The organism is Rhizobacter sp. P1_G5 (genome assembly GCF_056405435.1).
This window is the reverse complement of record NZ_JBFUCB010000179.1, coordinates 1-9,949: the sequence shown is the minus strand read 5'-3', so window position 1 is coordinate 9,949 and position 9,949 is coordinate 1. Positions and strand designations below refer to the sequence as shown.

Sequence of the window (9,949 nt, the reverse complement as noted above, 5' to 3'; positions counted from 1 at the left end):
CAAGGGCTTTTTGTTGGCGGAGTGGACGGGGCTCGAACCCGCGACCCCCGGCGTGACAGGCCGGTATTCTAACCAACTGAACTACCACTCCAATTCTTCTTACCGCAGCGGGTTTTCGCGTTGAACCATGTTCTCTGCGCAAGCCCCGCCAAACTTGGCGTCCCCTAGGGGATTCGAACCCCTGTAATCACCGTGAAAGGGTGGTGTCCTAGGCCTCTAGACGAAGGGGACTGAAACTTTCACTCTTCACGACTCTGAACAACGCGCCCCAAGACTTTGGAGTCTTGGTGGAGGTAAGCGGGATCGAACCGCTGACCTCTTGCATGCCATGCAAGCGCTCTCCCAGCTGAGCTATACCCCCAAGAATCCTTGAATTCTGGTGACCATCGGGTTGACCTTTCAGCCTTCCTTCTGGCGCTGCGCTGTTCTCAGTAGCGAAGACCACGATTATAGGCAGATTTTTCAGGCCCTCTGCAAGCGGCTCAAAACTTTTTCACGCGCAAAGAGCTCGAGCACCGCATCGACCGACGGCGTCTGCGCACGACCGCACACCAGCACGCGAACGGCATGCGCGAGCTGCGGCATCTTGAGGCCGTGTGCACCCAGCGTCTCCTTGATCGCGGCCGCGATCGCGGGCTTGCTCCACTCGCTCGCGGCGAGCTTCTCGCGCAAGGTCGCGAGCGCCGGCTTCACCGCATCGGTCACGTGCGTCGCGAGGTCTTCGGCACTCGGCGCCACGTCGGCGAAATACATCTGCAGCCAGTCGGCCAGCTCCACCGTCGTCGAGCAGCGGTCCTTGAACAGGCCGCAGCGCGCCGCCGCTTCGTCTTCCGACACGCTGATGCCGCGGCGCGCGAACTGCGCCACGACCAGCGCGGCCAGGCGCCGCTCGTCGATCGTCTTCAGGTAGTGCGCGTTGACCCACGCGAGCTTCGCCGCATCCCACTGCGCCGGGCTCTTCGACAGGTGGCTGCCGTCGAACCACGACACCAGCTGCTCGCGCGTGAACAGCTCTTCATCGCCGTGGCTCCAGCCGAGGCGCGCCAGGTAGTTCAGCATCGCCTCGGGCAGGAAGCCGTTCTCCTCGTACGCGGTCACGCTGACCGCCCCACGCCGCTTCGACAGCTTCTGTCCGTCATCGCCGAGGATCACCGGCACATGGCCGAACAGCGGCAGCGGCGCCTTCAGCGCGTTGAAGATGTTGATCTGCCACGGCGTGTTGTTCACATGCTCGTCGCCGCGGAACACATGGCTGATGGCCATGTCCCAGTCGTCGACGACCACCGCGAAGTTGTAGGTCGGCACACCGTCGGCCCGCATGATGATCAGGTCGTCGATCTCCTTGTTCGCGATGCTGATCGGGCCCTTGACCAGGTCGTCCCAGCTGACGATGCCGTCGTGCGGGTTCGCGAAACGGATCACCGCCTCCACGCCGGCGGGCGGCGTCGGCAGCGTCTTGCCGGGCGCCGGGCGCCAGCGGCCGTCGTAGTGGGTCTTCTCGCCGCGCGCACGTTGCGCCTCGCGCATCACGTCGAGCTCGGCGGGCGTCGTGTAGCAGCGGTAGGCGCTGCCCTCGGCGAGCATCTGGTCGACCACCGCGCGGTAGCGCTCCAGCCGCTGCATCTGGTAGATCGGCCCCTCGTCGCAGTCGAGCCCCAGCCAGCGCATCGACGCGAGGATCTGGTCGACCGAATCCTGCGTCGAGCGGGCGACGTCGGTGTCTTCGATGCGCAGCACGAACTCGCCGCCGAAGTGGCGCGCGAAGGCCCACGAATACAGCGCGGTGCGGGCCGTGCCCAGGTGCAGGAAGCCGGTGGGCGACGGGGCGATGCGGGTGCGGATCGGTCGGGTCATGGTGTCTGGATCAAAGGGAATCGAGGCCGACCAAACCACGCAGCAGGTCGGCCTTCAGGTCTTGCACATCGTCCAGGCCCACCGCCACGCGGATCAGGCCCTGCGTGATGCCGGCGGCCTGGCGCTGGTCTTCGGTCAGCCGGCCGTGCGAGGTGCTGGCCGGGTGCGTGATCGTGGTCTTGGTGTCGCCCAGGTTGGCGGTGATCGAGCAGACCTGCGTCCGGTCGATCACGTGGAAGGCGTTCTTGCGGGCGCTGGTGGCATCGGCGCTCTTCACGGTGAACGACACCACCGCGCCGCCCGAGCCCGATTGCTGCGCCATCGCCAGTTCATGCTGCGGGTGCGAACGCAGGCCGGGATAGAACACACGCGCCACCTGCGGCTGCTGCTCGAGCCAGCCGGCCAGCTGCAGCGCGCGCTCGCCCTGCGCCTGCATCCGGATCGACAGCGTCTCGAGCCCCTTCAGCACGACCCAGGCGTTGAACGGCGACAGCGACATCCCCGCGCTGCGCATCACCGGCACGAACCTGTCGTTGATCAGTTGCTCCGGCCCGCACACCGCGCCGGCGATCACCCGGCCCTGCCCGTCGAGGTACTTGGTGCCCGAGTGCACGACCAGGTCGGCGCCGTACTCGATCGGCCGCTGCAGCGCCGGCGAGCAGAAGCAGTTGTCGACCGCCAGCAGCGCGCCGGCTTCGTGCGCGATCTGCGCCAGCGCGCGGATGTCGCACACCTCGGTCAGCGGGTTGGTCGGCGATTCGGCGAACAGCAACCTCGTGTTCGGCTTCAGCGCACGCCGCCATTCATCGGGATCGGTCTGCGAGACGAACGTGGTCTCGACGCCGAACTTCGCGAACTCGCGGCCGAACAGCATGATCGTCGAGCCGAACACGCTGCGCGAGCAGATCACGTGGTCGCCCGCCTTCAGCAGCGCCATGCCGAGCAGCAGGATCGCGCTCATGCCGCTGGCGGTGCCGATGCAGGCCTGCGCGCCTTCGAGCGCCGCCAGGCGCCGCTCGAACATGGTCACCGTCGGGTTGCTGAAGCGCGAATAGATGAACGCCTCTTCCTCGTTCGCGAAGCGCGCGGCGGCGCTCGCCGCATCGGGCTGCACGAAGCTGCTGGTCAGGAACAGCGCCTCGGAGTTCTCGCCCCACGCGCTCGGCGGCAGGCCCTCGCGCACCGCGAGCGTGTCGCGCCGCACGTCGGCCGGCAGCTCGACGCGCGGAATGCCTCGCTTCGCCGGCGCATCGGCCATCAGCTGCGCTCCGTCGACGCGCTCTGCAGTGCGAGGCGCGAGCGGTCGGCGCCCTCTTCCTCGTCGCCGCCCTGCGACTTGCGCTGCGTCGCGATCGCGTCGAAATCGGCGGCCGACACGTCGCCCGTCACGTAATAGCCGTCGAAGCACGAGGCCTCGAAGCCGTTCAGCCTCGGGTTCAGCGCGCCCACCACCTTCTTCATCGCGGCCACGTCCTGGTAGATCAGCGCATCGGCGCCGATGAACTGGCGGATCTCCTCGATGCTGCGGTTGTGCGCGATCAGCTCTTCGCTGGTCGGCATGTCGATGCCGTAGACATTCGGGAAGCGCACCGGCGGCGCGGCCGAGGCCATGTAGACCTTGCGCGCGCCGGCCTCGCGTGCCATCTGCACAATCTCCTTCGAGGTGGTGCCGCGCACGATGGAATCGTCSACCAGCAGCACATTGCGGCCCTTGAACTCGACCGCGATCGCGTTCAGCTTCTGGCGCACCGATTTCTTGCGCACGCCCTGCCCCGGCATGATGAAGGTGCGGCCGACGTAGCGGTTCTTCACGAAGCCTTCGCGGTACGGCTTGCCGATCTTCTGCGCCAGCTGCATCGCCGATGGCCGGCTCGACTCGGGGATCGGGATCACCACGTCGATCTCGTTCGGCGGCATCGTCGAGATCAGGCGCTGCGCGAGCGTCTCGCCCATGTTCAGCCGCGCCTGGTAGACCGACACGCCGTCCATCACCGAATCGGGCCGTGCGAGGTACACGAACTCGAACATGCACGGGTTCAGCGTCGGGTTCTCGGCGCACTGCTGGGTGTGGAGCTTGCCGTCCAGGTCGATGAAGACGGCCTCGCCCGGCGCCACGTCGCGCACCAGCTTGTGGCCGGTGCCTTCGAGCGCCACCGATTCGCTGGCCACCATCACCTCGGGGCCGTCCGGCGTCATCGCCTCGCCGAAGCACAGCGGGCGGATCCCGTACGGGTCGCGGAAGGCCAGCAGCCCGTAGCCGGCGATCAGCGCGACCACCGCGTACGAGCCCTTGATGCGCTTGTGCACCGCGCCGACCGCCTTGAAGATCTCCTCGGTGGTCAGCGGCAGGTCGCGCGCGGCCATCTCGAGCTCGTGCGCGAGGATGTTGATCAGCACCTCGGTGTCGCTCTCGGTGTTGATGTGGCGGCGGTCGATGTCGAACAGCTCCTGCTTCAGCGAATGCGCGTTGGTCAGGTTGCCGTTGTGCACCAGCACGATGCCGAACGGTGCGTTGACGTAGAACGGCTGCGCCTCTTCCTCGTTGTAGGCGTTGCCGGCCGTCGGGTAGCGCGTCTGGCCCAGGCCCACGGTGCCGGGCAGGCCGCGCATGTTGCGGGTGCGGAACACGTCGCGCACCATGCCGCGCGCCTTGTGCATGAAGCACTTGGTGCCCTGCATCGTGACGATGCCGGCGGCATCCTGGCCGCGGTGCTGCAGCAGCAGCAGCGCGTCGTAGATCAGCTGGTTGACCGGCGTTTTCGAGATCACGCCAACGATGCCGCACATGGGAGAGTCCTTGCTTGTTCAACCGGCCCGCGTCATGCGGGCAGGTGGGAAGAGAGTTGAGGCGGAAGCACGGGCTTCAAGGCCGCCAGGGTGGCATTGAGCCACGGCGCGCCCACCGAGCTTGTCCAGGCCGGTGAAGTCACCATCGGCGTCATGCCGACCACCAGCCCGATGGCCAGCAGCACGACCACGCCGCGCAGCAGGCCGAAGAAGCCACCCAGCAGGCGGTCGATGAGGCTCAGCGGCGTCACGTGGATCAGGAAGCGCAGCAGCCGCGCCAGGATGCCCCAGACGATCAGCGCCGCGACGAAGGTGAGCGCGAATGCCGCCGCATGGTTGATGCCGGAGCCGATGCGGCCGACCGGGATGTGCGGCGCGACCATCGGCGTCAGCCACTGCGCGGCGAACCAGGCCGCAAACCAGCCGACCAGCGACAGCAGCTCGAACACCAGGCCGCGCACGAGCCCCACCAGGACGGAGAGACCCAGGATGCCGAGAAAGACCCCATCGACCCAGCCCATCGTGCGCCGTCACAGCGTCAGGATGGCCGACGGCAGGCCGGCGGTCTTGATCTTCGCGGCAGCCTTGTCGGCCTCGTCGCGCGATGCGAACGGGCCGACCCGCACGCGGATGCGGTTGCCCGCCGAGGTCTCGACGACCTGCGTGTAGGTCTTCAGGCCGAGCTTCTCGACCTTGTGGCGGGCCTCGCGGGCGGCGTTGACCTCGGCGAACGCACCGACCTGCACGACGAAGCGGCCGGCCGCCTCGGGCGTGGCGGGCTTGCCGTCGAGCAGGGCCTGCGCGCGGGCGCTGTCGTTGGGCTTGGCAGCGGGCTTGTCGGCAGGCTTGTCGGCCGGCTTTTCAGCGGGTTTTTCGGCAGGCTTGCGTTCGACCGGTGCGGGGGCCGGCACGGGCGCCGGCTTCGGCGTGACCGCCGCCACGGCCGGTGGCGGGACCGCAGCGGCCGGCGCCGAGGCCGACGGCTCGCGGCCTGCATCGGCCACGTTCTCGGTGATCACGCTCGGCGGCAGCGGTGCCGGTTTCGCATCGGCCGCCCGTGCGTTGGTGGCGGCCGGGGCCGGCGTCGTGGCGGGCGCGGCCGGGGTGTCGCGCCGCAGCTCGACCGGCGTGTCCACCGGCAACGGACGCGGCTGGGTCTCGAACAACAGCGGGAAGCCGATCACGCCGGCGATCACCAGCACGGCGGCGCCGATGAGCCGCTGGCGCGCGCGCGTGCGGGCCTGTGCGACGGAGTCGGGGGATTCGGCCACCGGGGGCGCCTTCGCCTTGGATTTGGCGGGCGTTGCGCTGTTGGGCGTGTTGCCCGGCGTGCGCTTCAGGAAGGACAGCAGACCCATGAAGAGCTGATTCCAGGTGAGCAAGAGAGCGATCAGCTCAAGTGCTTGGCAGAAAGACGGGGGACGCCGTCCTTCAGCACGCCGCCCACGGTGAAGAACGAGCCGAAGACCACGATTCTATCAGCGGGGTCCGCCGCCTCGATGGCCGCACGCAGTGCGTCGTCCGGGCTCGCGTGACGGAATGTAGCGACCGGGCCCGGGCCTTTCAGCGCCAGGCGTTCGTGCAGCTGCTGCAGCTCGGCGGCGCCGGCCGCGCGCGCGATCGGCAGGTCGGTGAAATGCCACGCATCGACCAGCGGCGCCATGCGGCGCAGGATCGCTTCGAGGTCCTTGTCGGCCATCGCGCCGAACACCACGTGGGTGCGCGGGAAGAAGCCCATCTGGTCGAGGTTCTCGGCCAGCGCGCCGACCGCGTGCGGGTTGTGCGCGACGTCCAGCACCAGCGTCGGCTGGCCCGGCACGATCTGGAAGCGGCCGGTCAGCTCGACCGATGCGAAGCCGTTGCGCACCGCCTGTGCGGTGATCGGCAGCCGATCGCGCAAGGCCTCGAAGGCGGCCAGCGCGGCCGATGCGTTCAGCAGCTGGTTGGCGCCGCGCAGCGCCGGGTAGGCGAGCCCGCTGAAGCGCTTGTCGCGCCCGCCCCAGCCCCACTGCTGCTTGTCGCCGGCGTAGTTGAAATCGCGGCCGAGCAGCCGCAGCTCGGCGCCCACCTCGGCCGCATGCGCGACGATGCTGGCCGGCACCATCGGGTCGCCCACCACCACCGGCTTGCCGGCACGCATGATGCCGGCCTTCTCGCGGCCGATCGATTCGCGATCGGTGCCGAGGTAGGCGGTGTGGTCGATGTCGATGCTGGTGATCACCGCGCAATCGGCATCGATCGCATTGATGGTGTCGAGCCGGCCGCCGAGCCCGACCTCGAGGATCACCATGTCGAGCGGCGCRCTCGCGAGCAGCCGCAGGATCGCCATCGTCGTGAACTCGAAGTAGGTCAGCGGCATGCCGGCGCGCGCCTCCTCGACCGCCTCGAAGTGCGGGATCAGCTCGGCCGCGTCGACGCTGCGGCCGTTCACGCGGCAGCGCTCCTCGAAGTGCACGAAATGCGGCTTGATGTAGAGCCCGACGCGGTAGCCGGCCTGCAGCCCGATGGATTCGAGCATCGCGCAGGTCGAGCCCTTGCCGTTGGTGCCCGCCACCGTGATCACCGGCACCTGGAAGGCGATGCCCAGGCGCTGCTTCAGCAGCAGGCTGCGCTCCAGCCCCATGTCGATGTCCTTGGGGTGCAGCTGCTCGCAGTGGGCGAGCCATTCGGCGAGGGTGGTCGGTGTGGGCATGACGGTCTCAGAAGAAGGAAAGGCGGCCGAGGCCGCCTTGCGCAGGGAGCCGGGCCGGCTCAGGCCACGGCGTCGGCGCTTTGCCGTTGCAGCATCGCGAGCGAGCGGGCGATCGTCGTGCGCAGTTCGCGCCGGTCGATGATGCCGTCGATCGCGCCGGTCTTGACGAGGAACTCGGCGCGCTGGAAACCCTCGGGCAGCTTCTCGCGCACGGTGTTCTCGATCACGCGCGGGCCGGCGAAGCCGATCAGCGCCTTCGGCTCGGCGAACACGATGTCGCCGACGAACGCGAAGCTCGCCGAGACGCCGCCCATCGTCGGGTCGGTCAGCACGCTGATGTAGGGCAGCTTCGCCTTGGCCAGCAGCGTCAGCGCCGCATTGGTCTTGGCCATCTGCATCAGGCTCAGCAGCCCTTCCTGCATGCGCGCGCCACCGGTGGCCGCGAAGCTGACGAACGGCACCTTCTGCTCGACCGCGGCCTCGACGCCGCGCACGAAGCGCTCGCCGACCACCGAGCCCATCGAGCCGCCCATGAAGTCGAACTCGAAGCAGGCGGCCACCAGCGGGATGCTGAGCACCGCACCGCCCATCACCACCAGCGCATCGGTCTCGCCGGTGCTCTCGAGCGATTCCTTCAGCCGCTCCGGGTAGCGCTTGCTGTCCTTGAACTTCAGCGCGTCGACCGGCAGCACCTCCTGGCCGATCTCGTAGCGGCCTTCGCCGTCGAGGAAGGCATCGAGCCGCGCGCGGGCGCGGATGCGGTGGTGGTGGCTGCACTTCGGGCAGACGTTGATGTTCTGCTCGAGGTCGCTCTTGTAGAGCACGGTGTCGCACGACGGGCACTTGATCCACAGGCCTTCGGGCACCGTGCGGCGCTCGCTCGGGTCCGTCTGCTGCATCTTCGGCGGAAGMAGTTTCTCGAGCCAACTCATGCGGGAGCTCCTTTCAGGGTATCGAGGGCGGCGCGGATCTCGGCGATGAACGCCGCGGCCGCGGGGACGACATTGTCGCGCGTCTGGGTTTCAAGCAATTGCACGATGCGGGATCCGATGACGACCGCATCCGACACCCTGGCGACCGCGATGGCCGTCTGTGCGTCGCGGATGCCGAAGCCTACACCCACCGGCACCTGCACATGGGCCTGGATCCGCGGCACCATCCGGGCCACCGCGTCGGTGTCGAGGTGGCCGGCGCCGGTCACGCCCTTCAGCGACACGTAGTAGACGTAGCCGCTCGCGATGCGGCCCACATCCTTCATGCGCTGTTCGGTGGAGGTGGGCGCGAGCAGGAAGATCGGGTCGAGCTGCTTCGCCTTCAGCCGGGCGGCGAAGGCCTCGCATTCCTCGGGCGGGTAGTCGACGACCAGGACGCCGTCGACGCCGGCCGCGGCGGCGTCGCGCACGAACGCGCTCTCATCGGCACCGGCCCCATGCAGCTGGTCATAGCGCTCGATCGGGTTGGCGTACCCCATCAGCACCAGCGGCGTCGTCGTGTTGCGGGCCCGGAAGCCGCGCACGTAGTCGAGCACCTGCACCATGCCGATCTTCTTCGCGAGCGCCCGCTCGGCCGCCTTCTGGATCACCGGGCCGTCGGCCATCGGATCGGAGAACGGCACGCCGAGCTCGATCACGTCGGCACCGGCCTCGGCCATCGCGAGCATCAGCTCGACGGTGGCATCCGGGTACGGGTCGCCGGCCGTGATGTACGGGATCAGCGCCTTGCGGCCTTCCTTCTTCAGCGCATTGAAGCGGGTGGCGATGCGGCTCATTGCGCCCCCTTCACGGTCTGGCCCGCTTCCGAGGGCTGGGCATGCACCTTCTCGCCCGACAGGTCGGCGACGGTGCCGATGTCCTTGTCGCCGCGGCCGGACAGGTTGACGAGCAGGTGCTGGTCGGGGCGCATCGTCGGCGCGAGCTTCATCGCGTGCGCGACCGCATGCGACGACTCCAGCGCCGGGATGATGCCCTCGGTGCGGCACAGGTAGTGGAAGGCCTTCAGCGCCTCGTCGTCGGTGATGCCGACGTACTCGGCGCGGCCGGTGTCCTTCAGGTAGGCATGCTCCGGGCCGACGCCCGGGTAGTCGAGCCCGGCGGAGATCGAGTGCGTCTCGATGATCTGGCCGTTCTCGTCCTGCAGCAGGTAGGTGCGGTTGCCGTGCAGCACGCCGGGCGAACCGGCGCTGAGGCTCGCGGCATGCTTGCCGGTGTCCAGCCCCTGCCCTGCCGCCTCGACGCCGATCAGCCGCGTGCCGGCATGCTCGATGTACGGATAGAAGATCCCCATCGCGTTGCTGCCGCCGCCCACGCTGGCGATCACCGCATCGGGCTGGCGACCGGCGAGCTCGGGCATCTGCACCAGGCACTCGTCGCCGATCACGCGCTGGAAGTCGCGCACCATCGCCGGGTACGGGTGCGGGCCAGCCACCGTGCCGATGATGTAGAAGGTGTTCTCGACGTTGGTGACCCAGTCGCGCAGCGCCTCGTTCAGCGCGTCCTTCAGCGTCTTGGAGCCGCTCTCCACCGGCACGACGGTMGCGCCGAGCAGCTTCATGCGGTAGACGTTGGGCGACTGGCGCTTCACGTCCTCGCTGCCCATGTAGACGACGCACTCCATGCC

Annotated in this window: 9 protein-coding genes and 3 tRNA genes; all 12 read right to left on the bottom strand. The window is 68.4% G+C overall.

What is annotated here, in order from left to right; translation table 11 throughout:
• Positions 1 to 14: 14 nt before the first annotated feature.
• Positions 15 to 91, bottom strand: a tRNA-Asp gene (locus tag AC1D12_RS14425).
• A gap of 64 nt (positions 92 to 155) precedes the next feature.
• Positions 156 to 231: transfer RNA gene (locus AC1D12_RS14420), tRNA-Glu, on the bottom strand.
• Positions 232 to 285: 54 nt separating this feature from the next.
• A tRNA-Ala gene (locus AC1D12_RS14415) sits at positions 286 to 361 on the bottom strand.
• A gap of 101 nt (positions 362 to 462) precedes the next feature.
• Positions 463 to 1,854, bottom strand: a complete 1,392-nt coding sequence (gltX, locus tag AC1D12_RS14410) for a glutamate--tRNA ligase (RefSeq protein WP_477841108.1) — start codon at positions 1,852 to 1,854, stop codon at positions 463 to 465.
• 10 nt (positions 1,855 to 1,864) lie between these two features.
• On the bottom strand, positions 1,865 to 3,112 hold the full coding sequence (locus AC1D12_RS14405; RefSeq protein ID WP_477841106.1) for an O-succinylhomoserine sulfhydrylase: 1,248 nt from the start codon (positions 3,110 to 3,112) through the stop codon (positions 1,865 to 1,867).
• Entirely contained in the window at positions 3,112 to 4,641 is a 1,530-nt protein-coding gene (purF, locus tag AC1D12_RS14400) for an amidophosphoribosyltransferase (RefSeq protein WP_477841104.1), read from the bottom strand. The genes AC1D12_RS14405 and purF overlap by 1 nt, the downstream gene beginning before the upstream one ends.
• Before the next feature lie 32 nt (positions 4,642 to 4,673).
• Entirely contained in the window at positions 4,674 to 5,162 is a 489-nt protein-coding gene (locus tag AC1D12_RS14395) for a CvpA family protein (protein ID WP_047511278.1), read from the bottom strand.
• A 9-nt stretch (positions 5,163 to 5,171) separates the two neighbouring features.
• Positions 5,172 to 5,999, bottom strand: coding sequence for an SPOR domain-containing protein (locus AC1D12_RS14390; RefSeq protein WP_477827103.1), 828 nt, complete (start codon positions 5,997 to 5,999; stop codon positions 5,172 to 5,174).
• Between the two features lie 32 nt (positions 6,000 to 6,031).
• Positions 6,032 to 7,333, bottom strand: coding sequence for a bifunctional tetrahydrofolate synthase/dihydrofolate synthase (folC, locus tag AC1D12_RS14385; RefSeq protein WP_477827104.1), 1,302 nt, complete (start codon positions 7,331 to 7,333; stop codon positions 6,032 to 6,034).
• A 59-nt stretch (positions 7,334 to 7,392) separates the two neighbouring features.
• Complete coding sequence (gene accD / locus AC1D12_RS14380; RefSeq protein ID WP_047511274.1) at positions 7,393 to 8,265, bottom strand: acetyl-CoA carboxylase, carboxyltransferase subunit beta; 873 nt, start codon at positions 8,263 to 8,265, stop codon at positions 7,393 to 7,395.
• Positions 8,262 to 9,101 (bottom strand): tryptophan synthase subunit alpha, encoded by an 840-nt coding sequence (trpA, locus tag AC1D12_RS14375; RefSeq protein WP_477841102.1) that lies wholly within the window; start codon positions 9,099 to 9,101, stop codon positions 8,262 to 8,264. The genes accD and trpA overlap by 4 nt, the downstream gene beginning before the upstream one ends.
• Positions 9,098 to 9,949 (bottom strand): tryptophan synthase subunit beta (trpB, locus tag AC1D12_RS14370; RefSeq protein WP_477841100.1); only part of this gene is annotated, 852 nt, incomplete at its 5' end. The genes trpB and trpA, both read right to left, overlap by 4 nt.